This window comes from Pseudomonas paracarnis, assembly GCF_904063055.1.
Classification (GTDB): domain Bacteria; phylum Pseudomonadota; class Gammaproteobacteria; order Pseudomonadales; family Pseudomonadaceae; genus Aquipseudomonas; species Aquipseudomonas paracarnis.
Window position 1 is genome coordinate 1 of the sequence record NZ_CAJFCN010000030.1, and the last position, 16,256, is coordinate 16,256.

Consider the following 16,256-nt stretch of genomic DNA (forward strand, 5'->3'; position numbering starts at 1 on the left):
GGCGGCACATCCTGCTGAACGGGCATTACACCTTCCAGACTGACGGCAAGTTCATCGACCTGGATGCGCTCGTGGCGGGACTGGAGCTGGGCTGACGGAAATTTCTGGGATTCCGGCGTACAACCCCGTAAAATAGAAGAGTGAGCACTTGATTTGCTGGTGCTTTCAAACAACGGTGTTGTTTTTTTAACAGCCGAACTGGAAAGGGAGGCTGAGCTGCTCAGTGATCACTTTATCCGTTGGCTGATTTACGCCGGCATGTTCGCTACAGGCACTGAACGACAACGCAGATGGTATGGTCTGTGCGTTCTGACTCGTCAAGGATCGGCCAATGGATCGTTTGTCTAATTTGCTCTCGCGGTTCGGCGTGCGGGCCAATCTGTTCTATGACGGCGACCTATGCGGCTCTGCATCTTACGATGGCGCCGAGCGGCGAGGTTATATCCATCTGCTTCAGGCCGGCAGCGTGACGTTGCTTGGTCCCGATCGCAAGGATTTGCAGCTCACTCGCCCTAGCTTGATTTTTATGCCACGCCCCGCCAAGCATCAATTGTTTGCGGGTGAGTCCGATGGCGCAAAGTTGTTGTGTGCTTCCATGGAGTTTGAGGGCGGAATTGATAATCCTTTGTCGGCTTCATTACCGGACTGTTTGGTGCTCGCACTCGATGATCTGCCCATGCTGGCAGACACGTTGGAGTGGATGTTTGCCGAGGCGGCAAATGTGCATTGTGGAAGGGAAGCCGCGCTTGAGCGCTTATTTGAGCTCCTAATCATTCTGTTGCTCCGTTACCTGCTCGATCATCACCAGTTGCGCACCGGAATGATGGCTGGACTGGCCGACATGCGGCTTGCCCGATCGCTTTTACAGATGCACAACTCCCCGGAACATGCCTGGTCAATAGCAGAGCTGGCCAGTGAGTCAAATATGTCACGCGCTGCGTATGCCGTGCATTTCAAGAGTGTCATCGGACAGACGCCTGCTGATTATTTGTTGAGTTGGCGAGTTAGCCTGGCTCAGAAGCTGATGCGAGAAGGGCGCTCGATTACGCTGATTGCAGCTCAAGTCGGCTACGAAAGTCCTTCGGCGCTGTCTCGCGCATTTAGACGCAAGACGGGGTTGAGCCCTCGTGACTGGTTGAAAGATCTGGCGGGGGAAAATGATGGCAAAAAGGCCTAAGGCATTACTGCCTTAAGCCATTGAAAAAATTATGCATTAATTTTACGTTTTTCCAGTTCAACCAGCGAATGGCCTGCCACAAATATCGAAACAGCAAGCAACCCTAAGTCTTTAAGCAGAAACTGACCTGGCGCAACGGAAATCGCCGGAAACCCTAAACTAGGCTCAATGACGCCCGGAGTGGAAAACATAAAGCTAAGGGTTGTGAAGAACAGGCCTGCAGACAGAGCGCCTCCTACCACGGATAGTTTGGGCGACAGCATGCGGCCTGCGATCAGAGTGCCGATCGAAATCTCTAGTATGCCGAGCAGGCTGGAGAACATGTCGACCGAAAAAATGCTATACACCCATCCCAAAAGCGGGCTGTTGCTCACCAGTGGAACCAGGCCCTCGGCCTCGTAGTGGGTAAATTTCATGCCGCCGAACCAGAAGTAAATAATAGCGAGAGCCAAGTACGCGCCATAGATACCTAGCCCCATAGTTTTGGTTCCAAGCGTTAAGTGGGCCTGTACGCTGGACTTCGAGTTTTCAATGCCTATGGTTTTCATGTCTGAGCTTCCAGTAGTGAGTGAGAGTGTGTTGGCTGCCGAACGCCGTATGCGTTGGCGATGAGATTATTATGGCTGGCATCTCTAATCAAGAGGCATCAGAAAGTATTGATTTCAGTGCAGATCGTCTTGGGCGGTGCAATTCGCGATGAAGGGATCGCCGTGGAGAGCGATGAGTGCACTATTTCGATAAAGGAGTCGTTTTACATAGGTCGATGAAGCGCGTTGCGGCATCGCCTACTGTCATTTCTCAAATCTGACTATGGGGCTTGGGGCGAAGGGCGGCACTGACTAGGCTTAGAACAGCTACCAACTAGCCGCGCGGCCGCGATGCACAAAGAATGGTAACTGAGCCGTGAGTGCGGTGGGCGCCCGCATTTATTTCCAAACCCTACAGATACATCGATCTTCGACTTCAACCGGGCAGATAGCTGTTGCAGCAAGCCTATCAATCGACTTTGACGTGTTAAAGAGGATAGGTTTTCCAGGGTTGGGGAACAGCCAATGTCATCAACTTTGGAAATTATCCATAAATATCATATAATTAGCGCTCAAATCAGTGCATGGGAGAAGCCCTTTTGACTACCTATACCGCATCGCTTGACACCGCCAGCCAAGCCCTGGTTTGAAAATTGTACAAAAAGTAACCAGTCCGCTCGATTGTCCCGCCTTCATCGCCGCCCACCGCCAGAATCCTCAAGACTTTACCCGCCGACGCCAGCTCACCTTCAAGAACCTCGTCCTGTTCCTGCTCAATCAGCCGCGCACGGCCCTGCAAACCGAACTCGATCAGTTCTATCGCGTACTCAATCAGGCGTCGACTGAGACGCAAATGGTCACTGCGCAGGCCTTCTGCAAAGCGCGCAAAAAGCTCAACCCCGAGGTATTTGAAAGTCTCAATCGCCTCCTGCAGCAACAAATTGACTGCTTCGGGCTGCGCCAGAAGTGGCGTGGGCTGAGGGTGCTCGCGGTGGATGGCTCGACCGTGCATTTACCCCTGGAGTCGACCATGGCGACCTTCTTTGGCAGTCACTCTGGCTTTCCCATGGCTCGCTTGTCCACACTCTACGAAGTCGCTGACGGTCAAACCCTGCATAGCCTGATCGTGCCCCTGACCGTCGGCGAGCGCGACTGTGCCCATCTGCACCTTTAGCACCTGCCGGCTGACAGCCTGACGCTGTTTGACCGTGGTTACCCTGGGCACTGGTTATTCGCGCTGTTCGCGCAGCAACAGCGGCACTTTCTGATGCGCCTGCCCTGTGGCTATAACGCCCAGGTCAAAGCGTTTCTACACTCTGGCCAAGTTGAAGACACACAGCTTTTCGTGGCCAACCATCCTGAAGCACGTCTGTTCTGCTCCGAGGCTGGCGTTGATCCTGCCAGCCAGATCGAGCTGAGACTGATCCGGGTCGAGTTGGCCAACGGCGAAAGCGAGGTATTGCTGACCTCGTTGCTGGATCGAGAAGCCTTTCCCGCTGAGGTGTTTGCCGAGCTTTACCACCGCCGCTGGGGCATCGAAACCGACTTCCGTCGCCTCAAACAAACCCTGACGCTGGACAACTTCAGCGGCCGCAGCGTGACCGCTGTAAAGCAGGACTTTCATGCCGCTCAACTGTTGAAGAACCTGGCGCTGTTGATGCAGCACCTGCTACAGCCAGTCATCGAACAGCGCCACAAAGGCCGCAAGCTGCGATGGAAAGTCAACTTCACCCAAGGCGTGTCACGGCTCAAAAATACCCTGGTCGAGCTGCTGGTGCGGCACTGTGCTCAGGGGCTGAGCAATGTGCTGGCCTTGATGGCTAAAAGCCTCAGTGCCGTACGCTCAGGCCGTAGCTTTGCGCGCCAACGCAAACGCGCAGCCAGCCGAGGTTGTGAGGGCTACAAACCGACGCGCTGAAGAAACACCACCGCCCAACCTCCGTGCAAAAAAAAGCTGGCCACAAGCGGTCGGCATAGGCTCGTCCGGAGAACGAGAAATCTCGCCTAGACAGCCGGAACAGACGATGATCACATCACCGCCAGCCCAGTTAGACCGCCTGATTGAGCGGCAGAGGCCTGGTCATCGCCCGACGGCCATGGCGGCTGGCTGCTTCGGGGGGCTTGCCTTGGGCAGGGCTGCAGCTTAGGTTGATGACATTGGGGGAACAGCATGCCCTGCAGAACGACACACGTCACTTTTGTTAAATTAATAAGCTAGCTACCTATTGGGCATAACCTTGCAATTTGCTTCAATTTACGCACATGCACTTGCGACCTCAAAATGCAACGTAAGCCCCGAATATCTCCATTATTGTCGCCGCCAGCCTTAGTTACAGCTGCTATGATGAATGAGATCGAAAACTGAAATCCCCCACTAGAATTGTTGACTGGAGTCAAAATGAATAAAAAGCGGCCGGTTAATCTTGATATTCGAACCATTCAGCTTCCTCTCACGGCGCTTACATCGATTCTGCACCGGATTTCAGGAATTATGCTCTTTATTTTTCTGGGACTGATACTGTATATGCTGAGCAAATCGTTGGAGTCAGAAAAGGGTTTTAATGAAGTCAAGGAGATTTTTTCTTCACCTTTCGGCAAAGTTAGTTTCTGGTTGGTATACTCTTCATTTATTTATCATCTCGTAGCCGGAATTCGACACCTAGTTATGGATGTGGGTGTTGGTCATACTTTGAAAGGCAGCAATCGCGCCTCTACTATTGTTTTAGTAGTGTCGGGTGTTTTAATGGTTGCTGGCGCCGTATGGATTTGGTAGCTGTGGAGTCGTAATGCGTATTTACAAGGACTAAAAGCGTCCTTTAAAGCTAACTTACGAAAGTATTTATAATCGACGGTTCACGCTTAAACGGTTGAATCCTTTCGGGCTTCCGAATAGCTGTTAGCTGAAAGCTATCATGAGCTAAGTTTTCTGTGCATCATCAAATGTGTTAATGGGAGCGCCATAGTACTAGGTACAAATATGGCTCTAGGACAATGTTAGATGTTTTGGATTTTGAGGCGGATCGCTCTTATCGAAGATCGTCTAATTCGCTCTGAAGCGCAGGTTTTTTGAAACTATCACCTGGTTGGCACACTGTGCGAATCAACATCAGATATGAGAAAGCCAATCAGGTGAACACTACCCTCGAGGGCTCATCTGTCCAGTTAAAGCCTCGAGTCTTTCTGGGTGCGCAAAAGACAAGAAGGTTATATGGGAAAATTATGAGGCCTGGATACCATGCGTCATGGGCGTGCCGATGCTGTGAGTGACAGAGCGAGAAGCAAGTGAAAGTCCCTGAAGTAGGGGCGGGATGCGCCCGAGTGGCATTTTTTGTCTTAAGGTAGATCGCGTAGCTGTTCTTCAGAATAATCTTCAGAGCGTTGACGACAGCCATCGCTGTGCATTCCTCAAGAATAGAATGTGTCGGAAGGGTGGCGTCATTGGTGTTAGTCATCGCTTAGGATTTCTCAATCTGGCTTACACGGGCGCCTGTACCGATATCCCCGCGGATGGCGACGTATCGATGTTGAATTCCTCGCCAGACGAAGTGCAATGAGCTGCGGCTATAGGCTTGCGCAGCCTTAGATAGCCGGCCGTCGCAGGCGCGCCGGTTGGCCGGGATCTTCTTCTGCCCGTCAGGTGTCCGGTCGGAACTCCAGCACGAACGCTACGACCTTTTCGGCGGACATTTCGCACGGCTTCAACAATGTCCTATCTGATGTAACGCGGAAGAGGTTGAAGCTGACAATGTCAGTCCCGTCCAACTCCCTGGCGAACAGACTGTTGCGACGTCCGTCCCCAGATCGCCGGACGATCAAGCTGAAACGCCGGCCTTCATAAGTCCCTTCTCTGTATCCCTCCGCAAGCTTCGCGAAAGCGGCATCGAACTCGGAATGCTCCATGTCATCCATCCTTATTGATAGAACAGAGGCGCGGCGGGTGCGAGACCGCCAGTGCCGGGTCGCGCTAAGGTGCCGGGCAGATTCCTGCAGCCGACGAGGCCCGGGGTGGGCAGGATAATTGAGATGTCGGCGCCCGCATGGCTATCAGCGAAGTCGTCCGTCCAGTCTGCTAGGCAACGTCCACGCCTTTCCAGAAAGCGATGTAATCCCGGATACCCTCGGCATCCGGAGTGGGGGCGGGATAGGTCCAAGCGGCGTTCACGTTGAGCGCGTCACCCGCGCGAACATGAAAGAAGCGCGCGGCGCCTTTGATCGGACAGACAGATGTGTGCGGGCTCATCTCAAGCAGGCTCAGGTCGACTCCTGACGGTGGGAAGTAGTGATTTCCCTCGACGATGACTGTTTCGTCGCTTGTGGCGATAGTAGTGTCTTTCCAGATGGCTGAGACCAACGGACTCTCCTTTTGTATTCATCAACCGGCGAAGGCTCGCGGGCTGGCTGCCCCAAGCCGCACCTCCTCAGGTGGCAGGCGGGTTGCGCCCGAGAAGTTTGTCGAGCTCGCCTCTGACATCGAGCGCGAATAGCTCATCGGAGCCACCGATAAGGGTGCCATTGATGAAGATCTGCGGCACGGAGCTTCGCCCCGACGCTTCCGCCATGGCCTGCCGGTGAGCCGGATCCGCCTCAATATCGAGCTCCTTCCATCGCACGCCCTTTTCCTTGAGGAGCGCCTTCGCTCGGCGGCAGAACGGGCACCAATTCGTGGTGTACAGCAATACATCAGTTGTCATATTGCATCTCCGGCAGTTGCACGCGGATCGCTGTCATGGCGTTGATCTCCAATTCGCGGCGTTCAAAGATGGCGACTGCACCTTGGCCGACATCGGAGCAGATGCTGACGATTGGCCGCTATCCAGGCGACATGGCCCAAAGTGCTTTCACCGCCAGGCAGAGGCCGCACGCGCCTCCTGTAGCGCCGAGCCGATGCTCTAAGGTAACCGAGCCTCGATTGGGACGGAAGCGGTCCCGCTCGAATCGCCCATCATGCTGGTCGAGCATATCAGGACGACGGATAGTGCAGGAACTTTCAAATTGAGCTTGATGTCGAGCCAGGTATCGCGAGCGAAGGCGTTCTAGAGGCCGGGGGGTACGAAGACTGTGTTCGGCAAAACGGTTCACGTTGATCGCCAAAGCTTCCCAGGGCGCACGTCTACGATCGGCGCGACGTGAGATAGCTCGCGCCGCTAGCCCCCGTAGCGCTCCGTCTTGATGATGGAGGCGTCCAAGCCCGCCAGCAGCGCGCTATCGGTTGCGATGTTGACGAATCCGTTAGACCCGCAGACGAACACTTGCGTCGGCTTTCCCTGAAGCCTGGTTAGAATTTCTTGGACCATCATGCCGTCGATCCGTCGCGCAAAGTCCGATGCGCGAACCGGTTTCTCGCGCGTAATCGCGAGCGCCAGGACGAACGCCGGATCGCTGATTTCGATGCAATGAAGTTCTTCTGAGAAGAGAACGTCCTCGGCGGTTCGTGCGGACAGGAGCAACGCTGTCGGAACGGCTTGGGCCAATGCGCGGCGCTGCCGGATCATTGCCATCAACGGCACGAGGCCGGAGCCTCCCCCGATCAACAGAACCGGATCTATGGCAGGCTCAGGCCAAAGGAAATGGCCACCGAGCGGACCGCGAACTTCGATTTCGTCACCAATCGCCGCGATGTCGTGAAAAAACGGCGAAACTTCGGCATCCGGCATGCGCTCGATAGCTATCTCGACGATCGGGGTCGAAACTGCCGATGACGCGATCGAGTAGCTGCGCATTGCACTGTAGCCGTCGGGCGCGGTCAGCCGGATATCGACGTGCTGACCTGCGGTGTGCGCGAACGGCTTGCTCAACCGAAGGAAGAAGCTCTTGATACTCGGTGTTTGCTGGATGATGTCGTCGATCACGCATGATTGCCACGAACGGACTTGCGCTTCGTTTTCAGTCATGGGTGTATCGTTGTTCGCGCCACGGATCGCCGTAGATGTGATAGCCGTGCAGCTCCCAAAAGCCGGCCTCGTCACGCGTCGTGAATTGCAGCGCATTCACCCATTTGGCGGATTTCCAGAAGTAAAGGTGCGGCACTAGAAGACGCGCCGGCCCCCCATGATCGCGGGAAAGTGGCTTGCCCGCATAACTGAGGGCGACCATCGCTTTCCCGGAAAGCAGATCCGTCAGAGGGACGTTTGTCGAATAATTATCGTAGCAGTGCGCCAAGACGAAATCGGTAGGCCGATCAAGCTCTGCATCTGCAAGGATGTCTTCAATGAGTACACCCTCCCAAACGGTATCCAGTTTGGACCAAGAGGTGACGCAGTGAATATCCTTTGTCACCTGGGTCTTTGGTAGAGTGTTGAATTCGCCCCAATTCCACGTTTTGACGGGCTTCGGACCAATTTTGACTGTGAATTTCCAGTCGGAGGGCTCTACCCTCGGCGTAGGGCCGGCCGACAGAACAGGGAAATCCTCCACCAGATGCTGACCTGGCGGAATCCGATCGGACTGGTCGCCTGAACCGCGACCGGTGAAACCTCTGGTGACCATAGTGACCCCTCTTGCTCGATACGGCAGACCGAAGCCGGCCTTCATTTCAGTACTCTGCGTAAAGCATTTGCCCGCACATCCGCCGAATAAGCCAATCGACTAAAAATCAGATACAGATGCTCTATCATCGTAAAAAATCGCGTATCGAACATAGCGTCAGGCCAGCATGATTCCCAATACCCAATGGCTATAGGGTAGATAACCCCAAGGCTGCGTACGCTGATCTGCGGTATGCGGAGCGGAAGTTGCAGGTTCGCTCTCAAACGGATGGGCAGCGTGCAAAGCTCAAGGCTCACCAGCGCATGGTTGCCCAGTTCGCGCTCGCCGGCAGCTTGAGTATATTAAGGACGAAATGTCGATCTGATCTATTCTGGCTTCAGGAAATAGGGAAAATAAGGTCGGACGTTCGCGCACCGTCGCGACGCGCGATCATCCACTAAGCTTCTGTATCGGGGTTGGAGGATCAGATGAACGAGATCGAACGACAAGCGCCTGAGCTGCGGGTGCAAAAATGGATTGGCAAAGATGGGGAAAGTATCGCGCCGTTCAAACTGTCAGATATCGGGCCCGGCCCGAAAATCTTGTTTGCCTTCCAGCATTGGTGCCAAGGTTGCCATTTGCATGGGTTTCCGACGCTACAAAAGTTGCATGCAGCGTTGAGCTCAAAAGACGTGGGGTTCGCAGTGATCCAGACCGTCTTCGAAGGAACGCATGAGAATACCTTCGAGAAGTTGCGCGTGAACCAGCTCAAGTATGAGCTTCCTATCGTTTTCGGTCACGACGAGCAACCGACCGGCTCGCCGTTTCCAACCTTCATGGAAGACTACCGCACACGAGGAACTCCGTGGTTTACGGTTATCGACGCTGGCGGTAGCATTGTTTTCTCGGACTTCCATCTCGACGCGGAGCGACTAGTGAAGCAACTTGAGCAAGGTTAATCGTTGGAAGGTGGGCAATCATCCTGATTGCCACCCATCCCCTGATGCCCACTACAGGCGTTGCGCGCTGTAACTCTGTTGATCAGCGTGCGAAAACCCGGATCCGGATAGGAGGAGCGTCAACGATTGAATCAATCCGTTGGGAGAGGGCGGCTCCGCTCCGTCAGCTCGGCAATAGATAACCCATTCTCGCCGAGCAACTCTCTGATCCGATCGACGATATGAGCCCCTAGCGCCGCTGTCTTGGTCCCCCCCACAGATTCCCAAGATGCGAGTTCACACGCCGATACCTCGTGGTCAGCGCCGAAGTGCTTCTGTCGGTATGTCACCGCCGCCCTTCAATGATAAAGGCGCGGTAACGGGAACCGGCAAAGCGTTGAGCAGCGATGGTTTGGTAGGCGGGACTGTCATACCAGTCGCGAGCGGCCTGCATCGTCGGGAAACGCAAGATTACGGCCCCTTCGATGGGCGGCCCCTCCAAATGCTGGATCGCGCCATAAGCGGCGAGAAAGGTAACGTCGTGACCATCGAACGATGGTCCGACGCCTGCAGAATAGGTTGCGAGTGCATGTGGGTCGCTGGTTTCTTCCCGCGTAAAGACGACGAACGCTTCCATCATTAGGCCTCTCAAAGGTTGGATCTGTTGGCCATTACCACCGGTGATGGCCTCACAGTCGTCAGGCTGGCAACTGGAACCCGATTTTCATGAGTGCCTCGACGCACGCATCCTGATCCTGCTGATAGTTGCCTCCGGAGATGCCTATGCCGCCGATCAACTTCCCATCCTCCAGAATCGGATAACCGCCGCCGACAGCGACCATCCGAGGGCGATAGGCTAGCGGCGCCACTTTTGGATCGTTGGTCACATAGTCGTTCCAGACATGGGTCGGGAACCCAAACGAGGCGGAACTCCAGGCCTTGTCGATGGCAACATCGACGGTAAGGAACGGCGCATCGTCGGTGCGCTCGAACGCGCGCAGGTTACCGGTGGCGTCGACGACGGCGACGGCAGCCGGGATGCCGATGGCACGGGCCGCAGCGAGCGCCGCGTCGATGAGGGCGACTGCGGTTTCGCGGTTGATCGAGGCGGTGGCAATAGATTTGGTCATGGGATTCTCATCGCTGGGGCATAACCCGTTCGGCTTTTTGAGGTTGGACAAGATGTTTGGCGATCGCGGTCGTTAGAAGCCTTCGAGGACGATCTTGCCTTTAGCCGCGCCACTTTCGATCAGTGCATGCACCGTCTTCAGATTGGCGGCATTGATCGGCGACAGTCGCCGGGTCAGCGTCGTGCGGATTTTGCCGTCGTCAACCAGCGCTGCCATCGCATCCAGAATCTCGCCCTGCTCATTCATGTCGGGCGTGCCGTAGATCGACCGCGTGAACATCAGCTCGTGGTGGATCGACACCGCCTTGCGCTTGAAAACCATGATATCGAATGCCTTGGGATCGTCGATCAGTCCGAACCGTCCTTGTGGGGCGATCAGTTCGGCGATGTCGGCGACATGTTGCTCGGTATGTGTGGTCGAAAAGACGAAAGCGGGAGCACCGATGCCGAGTTCGGCGATCTGTGGCGCGAGCGGACGAGAATGGTCGATGACGTGGTGAGCTCCAAGCCCTCTTACCCACTCTTGGGTTTCCGGTCGAGAGGCTGTGGCGATGACGGTGAGGTCCGTGCGCTGTCGCGCGATCTGGACGGCGATCGACCCAACCCCGCCCGCGCCACCGATGATGAGGATCGCCTCCGCCGCACCGGGTACGGGCTTCGCCACGTCCAGGCGGTCGAACATCGCCTCCCAGGCCGTCAACGTCGTCAGCGGCAGCGCCGCCGCTTCCGCCCAGGAGAGCGACGCAGGTTTGTGACCGACAATCCGGGCGTCGACGAGATGGAACTCCGCATTGGTACCGGGCCGTGTGATCGATCCGGCATAATAGACCTCGTCGCCTAACTCGAACTGCGTGACGTCGGGGCCGACCTCGCGCACAATCCCGGCGGCATCCCATCCCAGCACCTTCCAATCGCCATCTGCCGGCGGCGTGCTGTTGCGGACCTTGTAGTCGACCGGGTTGACCGAGACGGCCTTCACCTCAACCAGGATATCGTATCCTGCAGCGACAGGCCGAGGCAGATTGATGTCGACCAGCGCGGCATCCGCGGCGATGGGTCCCGGAACCTTGTAACCAATGGCTTTCATAAATGTCTCCAGCTTGCTTGATCGGATGACGCGAATGCTCGTTAGTCAACTTCTTCTACATTGAGGTCCCGACTCTTGAACTGGGTCGCGGTAGCAGATTTCATCGAACACGTCGATCAACAGGCCCTTATGCTCGGTCGCCGGATCGGTGATCGCGTAGAGGGTGGAGGCGTTATCGCCATCATCACCGCTTCCGAGGCGAAACGCCGCGTCGACGCAGATGCCGCACGGACCGATGGTTGATCCTGGCTCGAGATCGACGAGATTGCTGTCCTTGACGCGCTATTCGCGGTCTTAGCCCTTGGCGATGAAGGACTGAACTGCTTGTAGAGCGTCGGTCAGCTGCTATGTCATGGACGCACCTTCATCTTGAGTTGGATTGGACAAGCTTCCGTATAAGGCCCGCTGTAACCGTCAGATGACGGCGAAGAAAACGATGGGCAGTATTCACAGCCACTTAGCCTTCTTGAAGCGCACAAATAGGAAAACGCACGATATCGCTATCACTCCGAGCACGACAAAGTATCCGTAGGCCGTGTCCAGCTCCGGCATGTGCTTAAAGTTCATGCCGTATATTCCAGCGATCGCCGTCGGGACTGCCAGTATTGCCGCCCAAGCCGCCAGCTGGCGGGTGATCACCCCCGTCCTTTGCGCTTCAAGAAGGCTGCTGGCCTCAAAGACCGTGGACAGGACAAGCAGGAGGCCGTCGACCATGGACTGCACGCGGTGGACATGGTCCGCGACGTCGTGGAAATATGGTGTCATTTCGGCGCTGATGCAGGGAAAGTGGCCGCGAACGAGCTTTCGCACCAGCTCGGCCATAGCCCCGAGCGTGCGCTGGAACCGCGTGAGTTCGGACCTTAGTTCGAAGATTCGCGCCACCTCTTCTGGCCCGAGGAAATCGTGCAGCGACCGTCGCTCCATCGCCAGGACGTCGTCCTCGATCATTTCGAAGATGGGCAGATACTGGTCGACCACGCGATGCAAGATCGCGTGCAGCACATAGTCGACACCCTTGCCGAACTGCGTCGGCGATGCCTCGAGTTGCTCCCGAAGTTTGCCCAGCGCTCCGGCATTGCCGTGCCGCACGGTGATAAGGTGATTGTGACCGGTGAAGATCGCCATCTTGCCGTAGCTGATCCGGTCGCCGACCAGCTCGGCGGTCTGCGCGACGACGTACAACTCATCGTTGTAGACCTCGAGCTTGGGCGGGCACAGCGGGTGCATCGCGTTGTCGATCGCCAACGGATGAAGATTATATGTCCTTTGGATCGCGAGTAGTTCCTCGGGGGTGGGTTCGCTAAGCGCGATCCAGCAGAAGCCCGAGCGACTCTCGCCCAACTTGACGTGCTCATCGAGCGCGATTTCGCGAACTCGCTTGCCTTCGTTGTAATAATAGGCGGCGATGATGCTCATGCTGGCCTCGCGGGAATGTGGAGGCCACGCTGGACGGCCGGTCGAGCCAGCCCGCGTCCAAGCCATGCGCGGACGTTCGAAAAGCTGCTGAGGCCAAGGATGTCACCCGCAGCGTAGAATTCCACCAGCGCATTCACCCAGCCGAGCGTCGCGATGTCCGCGATCGAATAGTCGTCGACGATCCAGTCGCGGCCTTCCAGCCGGCGATCCAGAATCCCCAGCAGACGCGTGGATTCGTCGATAAAGCGCTGTTGCGGCCGCTTGTCCTCATAGTCCTTGCCGCCAAATCGCAGGAAGAAGCCGAGCTGACCGAACATCGGCCCGATGGCCGACATCTGAAAGAACACCCACGCTAGGGTCTCGTAACGCTGGCCTGGTTCGGTGGAGATGAACTGACCCGTCTTGTCGGCCAGATAGAGGAGGATCGCACCGGATTCCCATAAGGCGATGGGTCTACCGTCAGGGCCAGCCGGATCGATGATCGCCGGTATGCGTCCGTTCGGGTTCAGCGACACGAACGCCGGATCCTTCGACTCGTTGTTCGAGATGTCGATCAGGTGGGGCTCGTACGCCAGGCCAGTCTCCTCAAGCATGATCGAGACCTTGACGCCATTGGGCGTAGGGGCTGCGTAGAGTTGCAGGCGATCGGGATGAGATGCCGGCCAGCGCTGCGTGATCGGAAAGGACGAGAGGTCTGGCATAAATCTGCGATCCTGGTGTTGCGATGGCGACTGACTGGAACGAGCCGTCACTCTGAAGTAGGGTTCGATGACCGCGTCGCTGAACGACGCGGTCACGAAGATTGCGGACCGGATCGGCGCAGTGGCAACGGCAGTGAAGCCTATTCCGCCGCGGTCCCGGCCGCTGGCTGTACGTCGTCAACCTTTTGGCGCTTCGGAAGCACCCAGCCGGGACGGACGAAGTGGCAGGTGTAGCCGCCCGGGCGCTTCTCCAGATAATCCTGGTGATCGGGCTCGGCCTCCCAGAACTCGCCGACCGGCTGGACCTCGGTCACCACTTTGCCATCCCACAGCCCCGAGGCATCCACATCGGCGATCGTATCCTCGGCGACGCGCTTCTGCTCCTCGTCGACATAATAGATGCCCGACCGGTAGGAGAGCCCACGATCATTGCCCTGGCGGTTCAGCGTCGTCGGATCGTGGATCTGGAAGAAGAATTCCAGGATGTTCCGGTAGCTCGTCACTGTCGGGTCGAAGACAATCTCGATCCCCTCGGCATGCGTGCCGTGATTACGATACGTGGCGTTCGGAATATCGCCGCCCGTGTAACCCACACGGGTCGAGATGATGCCGGGCCGCTTGCGGATCAGATCCTGCATGCCCCAGAAACATCCTCCTGCGAGAACAGCGCGCTGATGCATGTTAAGCCTCCTCTACTTGATCGAGATATTCACCGTATCCCTCGGACTCCATCTCGTCGCGCGGGATGAAGCGAAGGGACGCTGAGTTGATGCAGTACCGCAGACCGCCGCGGTCGGAAGGACCATCGGGGAACACATGGCCGAGATGACTGTCTGCGTGTACTGACCTGACCTCCGTCCGGACCATGCCGTGTGCGCTGTCCCGCACCTCGTTCACGTTTGCCGAAACGATCGGCTTGGTGAAGCTGGGCCAGCCAGTACCCGAATCGAACTTGTCCGTCGAAGCGAACAGTGGCTCTCCCGACACTATGTCGACGTAGATGCCAGGCTCCTTGTTGTCGTTGTACTCGCCCGTGAAGGGCCTTTCGGTGCCCGCCTCCTGGGTAATTCGGTGTTGCTCGGGAGTCAGGTGGTCGATTGCTGTCTGTGACTTTTCAAACTTCATTACAGTCTCCAATACTTATCTAGAGGGCCAGGCACGCTACCGCTAATTTTTTATGTCTCCTGATTTGCTCCTACAATGGTAGTGGGATGGCAAACGAGGTTTTACTAAGTGTTGGAAAATTAGAGATTTAAATTTCGCGTCTATTAGTTCTAGCGCAACTGAGTGGTTAAGCAAGTACGTAATCAGTAAATATTAAAAAAATAACACAAAAGCACGATTATATAATACAGTGTCAGTGTTTTATGATAATCAACAACGCCTGTCAAGGCAATCGCATGAAGCTCACCTGAGACCTAATAGTTCAGCCCGATAATCATCAGAGGTTGCAGCAATCAGCCTTCGTGCCTTGATGCCACCCTTGCGCTTGACCGGATCCAACCGGATCAAATTCAATGTAAGTTGCTTGAGAACGGCCATGTTGTGGGCAGCATGCCCGGTTCGGATCCGCATCTGATCGTCACCAAAAATGACATCCATGCACCAGTGGACGCGGTTCTCCACGCCCCAGTGCGCCCTGATGGCATGTGCGATGCGCTCTGCATCCGGAGCAAGACTGCTGATGTAGTAACGGCGCTCCAGGCTGGTCTGGTTGCCCACAGTCCGCTCGGACTCCAGCATCACGAAAGTGCGCAGTCCTGGCCAGCGTTCTGGCTGTGGCAGGCACTGGAGTTGGTCGAAAACATGGCTGCGACGAACCTCCAGCCGGCCATGGTCCTTCTCGACATGCTCGAAGTGCGCATGGGGTACCCGGGCAGGATCGCCGTCCAAAAAGGTGTCAGCGAAGTCATCGATCGCTTCGGCCAGCTTCGGCTGGTTTCCCTTGATGGCCAGCAGATAGTGCGCCCCGCGATCGAGAATGGCCTGTGCAATGTCCGGCTGGGTACCCATGGCATCGATCGTCACGGTGCAGCCCTCAAGCGCCAGTGTGGCCAGCAGCTCAGGAATGGCGGTCTTCTCGTTGGACTTCTGGGAGGTCGCCCTCTGCCCGAGAATCAGCCCTGAATCAGCCGCAAAAGCGCTGACCAGGTGCAACGGGGCCGTGTTTTTCTTGCCGGAGCGGCGACTGGTCTTGCCGTCTAGGGCAACCACTTGCGGAGAAAGGGCCGGTAGGATCGCCGCAACCCAACAGCGGAAGGCCTGCTCGAACTCCTCTGGATCGATCAGGCTGAATAGCCGTCCAAAGGTGTCGTGTGAGGGAATGCCGTGGGGTAGTTTCAGAATACGGCGGAACCAGTCCAGCCGCTGCTCAGCCCAGAGTTCGATTTCGATGAAGGTGTCAGCGCCGGCAAGCACGCCGCAGATAGCCACGACCAGTGTTTCGACCAGGTCGTGACGAATCTTGCCCTGCTGACGGGGATCATTGATGGCGACCAGAACATCGGAGATTGGTATGTGATGCGACATTGCAGGGCATCCTGAGTAGAGAGGCGCTCAGGATGCCCGCTGGGAAAGGACTCATTCAAATCGGCAGGCGTTCATGCGATTGCCCTGCAACGCCTGTTTAGATGCTGGTAGATGCGAATTTTTTGGCGTACAGTCAAAATTTTCTGATGGTTGCTTAGTGTGTTGGCGCTGATGGAAAATTGACCCACCCTGCCGATTGAAATTTGACCCAGGGCGGATTGCTGATTTTGTTACCAGCAACTGTGGATAAGTCTACCAGCGCAGCTGCTGTTGCCCCCACTCCTTCG

General features: G+C 56.2%; 18 protein-coding genes and 1 pseudogene. 5 read left to right on the plus strand and 14 right to left on the minus strand.

What is annotated here, in order from left to right; translation table 11 throughout:
• The first annotated feature begins 331 nt into the window (after positions 1 to 331).
• Positions 332 to 1,177, plus strand: coding sequence for an AraC family transcriptional regulator (locus JMV15_RS27455; protein WP_003464995.1), 846 nt, complete (start codon positions 332 to 334; stop codon positions 1,175 to 1,177).
• Positions 1,178 to 1,206: 29 nt separating this feature from the next.
• Here the strand turns inward: JMV15_RS27455 and JMV15_RS27460 are convergent, their stop codons facing one another.
• Positions 1,207 to 1,725 carry a YkgB family protein gene (locus JMV15_RS27460; RefSeq protein ID WP_003464991.1) on the minus strand — a complete coding sequence of 173 codons (519 nt, stop codon included), beginning with the start codon at positions 1,723 to 1,725 and terminating at the stop codon, positions 1,207 to 1,209.
• A gap of 625 nt (positions 1,726 to 2,350) precedes the next feature.
• On the opposite strand from JMV15_RS27460, the pseudogene JMV15_RS27465 reads away from it, so the two are divergent.
• Positions 2,351 to 3,622: pseudogene (locus tag JMV15_RS27465) on the plus strand (IS4-like element ISPa1635 family transposase).
• Between the two features lie 480 nt (positions 3,623 to 4,102).
• Positions 4,103 to 4,477 carry a succinate dehydrogenase, cytochrome b556 subunit gene (gene sdhC, locus JMV15_RS27470; protein WP_005005993.1) on the plus strand — a complete coding sequence of 125 codons (375 nt, stop codon included), beginning with the start codon at positions 4,103 to 4,105 and terminating at the stop codon, positions 4,475 to 4,477.
• Between the two features lie 860 nt (positions 4,478 to 5,337).
• Here sdhC and JMV15_RS27475 read toward each other — a convergent pair.
• The 5 genes from JMV15_RS27475 to JMV15_RS27495 form a co-directional block, all read right to left on the minus strand.
• Complete coding sequence (locus JMV15_RS27475; protein WP_003464988.1) at positions 5,338 to 5,604, minus strand: hypothetical protein; 267 nt, start codon at positions 5,602 to 5,604, stop codon at positions 5,338 to 5,340.
• A 169-nt stretch (positions 5,605 to 5,773) separates the two neighbouring features.
• Positions 5,774 to 6,055 carry a DUF427 domain-containing protein gene (locus JMV15_RS27480; RefSeq protein ID WP_003464986.1) on the minus strand — a complete coding sequence of 94 codons (282 nt, stop codon included), beginning with the start codon at positions 6,053 to 6,055 and terminating at the stop codon, positions 5,774 to 5,776.
• 67 nt (positions 6,056 to 6,122) lie between these two features.
• Positions 6,123 to 6,395 (minus strand): glutaredoxin 3, encoded by a 273-nt coding sequence (gene grxC, locus JMV15_RS27485; RefSeq protein ID WP_005005995.1) that lies wholly within the window; start codon positions 6,393 to 6,395, stop codon positions 6,123 to 6,125.
• Positions 6,396 to 6,848: 453 nt separating this feature from the next.
• Positions 6,849 to 7,595, minus strand: coding sequence for a ferredoxin reductase (locus JMV15_RS27490; protein ID WP_002118292.1), 747 nt, complete (start codon positions 7,593 to 7,595; stop codon positions 6,849 to 6,851).
• Entirely contained in the window at positions 7,588 to 8,235 is a 648-nt protein-coding gene (locus tag JMV15_RS27495; protein WP_002118288.1) for a sulfite oxidase-like oxidoreductase, read from the minus strand. The genes JMV15_RS27490 and JMV15_RS27495 overlap by 8 nt, the downstream gene beginning before the upstream one ends.
• 422 nt (positions 8,236 to 8,657) lie before the next feature.
• Here JMV15_RS27495 and JMV15_RS27500 point away from each other — a divergent pair, with 422 nt between their 5' ends.
• The gene (locus JMV15_RS27500) at positions 8,658 to 9,128 is read left to right on the plus strand and encodes a TlpA family protein disulfide reductase (protein ID WP_003464979.1); all 471 of its coding nucleotides are present in this window, start codon (positions 8,658 to 8,660) and stop codon (positions 9,126 to 9,128) included.
• A 325-nt stretch (positions 9,129 to 9,453) separates the two neighbouring features.
• Here the strand turns inward: JMV15_RS27500 and JMV15_RS27505 are convergent, their stop codons facing one another.
• The 3 genes from JMV15_RS27505 to JMV15_RS27515 all read right to left on the minus strand — a co-directional run bounded on the left by JMV15_RS27505 (position 9,454) and on the right by JMV15_RS27515 (position 11,323).
• Complete coding sequence (locus JMV15_RS27505) at positions 9,454 to 9,747, minus strand: DUF1330 domain-containing protein (RefSeq protein WP_010591688.1); 294 nt, start codon at positions 9,745 to 9,747, stop codon at positions 9,454 to 9,456.
• A gap of 58 nt (positions 9,748 to 9,805) precedes the next feature.
• The gene (locus JMV15_RS27510; RefSeq protein WP_005006001.1) at positions 9,806 to 10,237 is read right to left on the minus strand and encodes a GlcG/HbpS family heme-binding protein; all 432 of its coding nucleotides are present in this window, start codon (positions 10,235 to 10,237) and stop codon (positions 9,806 to 9,808) included.
• 72 nt (positions 10,238 to 10,309) lie between these two features.
• Entirely contained in the window at positions 10,310 to 11,323 is a 1,014-nt protein-coding gene (locus JMV15_RS27515) for a zinc-binding alcohol dehydrogenase family protein (protein ID WP_002118279.1), read from the minus strand.
• Between the two features lie 75 nt (positions 11,324 to 11,398).
• On the opposite strand from JMV15_RS27515, the gene JMV15_RS27520 reads away from it, so the two are divergent.
• Entirely contained in the window at positions 11,399 to 11,566 is a 168-nt protein-coding gene (locus JMV15_RS27520; protein WP_016487060.1) for a hypothetical protein, read from the plus strand.
• Positions 11,567 to 11,770: 204 nt separating this feature from the next.
• Here the strand turns inward: JMV15_RS27520 and JMV15_RS27525 are convergent, their stop codons facing one another.
• The 5 genes from JMV15_RS27525 to JMV15_RS27545 form a co-directional block, all read right to left on the minus strand.
• Positions 11,771 to 12,739: a magnesium and cobalt transport protein CorA gene (locus JMV15_RS27525; protein WP_003464971.1), complete on the minus strand. Its 969-nt coding sequence runs from the start codon at positions 12,737 to 12,739 to the stop codon at positions 11,771 to 11,773.
• Entirely contained in the window at positions 12,736 to 13,440 is a 705-nt protein-coding gene (locus JMV15_RS27530; protein WP_003464969.1) for a glutathione S-transferase N-terminal domain-containing protein, read from the minus strand. The genes JMV15_RS27525 and JMV15_RS27530 overlap by 4 nt, the downstream gene beginning before the upstream one ends.
• A 140-nt stretch (positions 13,441 to 13,580) precedes the next feature.
• Positions 13,581 to 14,120: a peptide-methionine (S)-S-oxide reductase MsrA gene (msrA, locus tag JMV15_RS27535; RefSeq protein WP_003464967.1), complete on the minus strand. Its 540-nt coding sequence runs from the start codon at positions 14,118 to 14,120 to the stop codon at positions 13,581 to 13,583.
• Between the two features lies 1 nt (position 14,121).
• Positions 14,122 to 14,565, minus strand: a complete 444-nt coding sequence (gene msrB / locus JMV15_RS27540) for a peptide-methionine (R)-S-oxide reductase MsrB (RefSeq protein WP_003464965.1) — start codon at positions 14,563 to 14,565, stop codon at positions 14,122 to 14,124.
• A gap of 282 nt (positions 14,566 to 14,847) precedes the next feature.
• Positions 14,848 to 15,969 (minus strand): ISAs1-like element ISPa60 family transposase, encoded by a 1,122-nt coding sequence (locus JMV15_RS27545; protein ID WP_076611919.1) that lies wholly within the window; start codon positions 15,967 to 15,969, stop codon positions 14,848 to 14,850.
• Positions 15,970 to 16,256: the final 287 nt, after the last annotated feature.

What these genes read in the sequence shown, in the direction of transcription:
- JMV15_RS27460 (WP_003464991.1), bottom strand. Translation starts at nt 1,725, where the DNA reads ATGAAAACCATAGGCATTGAAAACTCGAAGTCCAGCGTACAGGCCCAC.
- JMV15_RS27505 (WP_010591688.1), bottom strand. Translation starts at nt 9,747, where the DNA reads ATGATGGAAGCGTTCGTCGTCTTTACGCGGGAAGAAACCAGCGACCCA.
- JMV15_RS27490 (WP_002118292.1), bottom strand. Translation starts at nt 7,595, where the DNA reads ATGACTGAAAACGAAGCGCAAGTCCGTTCGTGGCAATCATGCGTGATC.
- msrB (WP_003464965.1), bottom strand. Translation starts at nt 14,565, where the DNA reads ATGAAGTTTGAAAAGTCACAGACAGCAATCGACCACCTGACTCCCGAG.
- JMV15_RS27475 (WP_003464988.1), bottom strand. Translation starts at nt 5,604, where the DNA reads ATGGAGCATTCCGAGTTCGATGCCGCTTTCGCGAAGCTTGCGGAGGGA.
- msrA (WP_003464967.1), bottom strand. Translation starts at nt 14,120, where the DNA reads ATGCATCAGCGCGCTGTTCTCGCAGGAGGATGTTTCTGGGGCATGCAG.
- JMV15_RS27530 (WP_003464969.1), bottom strand. Translation starts at nt 13,440, where the DNA reads ATGCCAGACCTCTCGTCCTTTCCGATCACGCAGCGCTGGCCGGCATCT.
- JMV15_RS27510 (WP_005006001.1), bottom strand. Translation starts at nt 10,237, where the DNA reads ATGACCAAATCTATTGCCACCGCCTCGATCAACCGCGAAACCGCAGTC.
- JMV15_RS27500 (WP_003464979.1), top strand. Translation starts at nt 8,658, where the DNA reads ATGAACGAGATCGAACGACAAGCGCCTGAGCTGCGGGTGCAAAAATGG.
- JMV15_RS27495 (WP_002118288.1), bottom strand. Translation starts at nt 8,235, where the DNA reads ATGAAGGCCGGCTTCGGTCTGCCGTATCGAGCAAGAGGGGTCACTATG.
- JMV15_RS27455 (WP_003464995.1), top strand. Translation starts at nt 332, where the DNA reads ATGGATCGTTTGTCTAATTTGCTCTCGCGGTTCGGCGTGCGGGCCAAT.
- JMV15_RS27545 (WP_076611919.1), bottom strand. Translation starts at nt 15,969, where the DNA reads ATGTCGCATCACATACCAATCTCCGATGTTCTGGTCGCCATCAATGAT.
- grxC (WP_005005995.1), bottom strand. Translation starts at nt 6,395, where the DNA reads ATGACAACTGATGTATTGCTGTACACCACGAATTGGTGCCCGTTCTGC.
- JMV15_RS27515 (WP_002118279.1), bottom strand. Translation starts at nt 11,323, where the DNA reads ATGAAAGCCATTGGTTACAAGGTTCCGGGACCCATCGCCGCGGATGCC.
- JMV15_RS27525 (WP_003464971.1), bottom strand. Translation starts at nt 12,739, where the DNA reads ATGAGCATCATCGCCGCCTATTATTACAACGAAGGCAAGCGAGTTCGC.
- sdhC (WP_005005993.1), top strand. Translation starts at nt 4,103, where the DNA reads ATGAATAAAAAGCGGCCGGTTAATCTTGATATTCGAACCATTCAGCTT.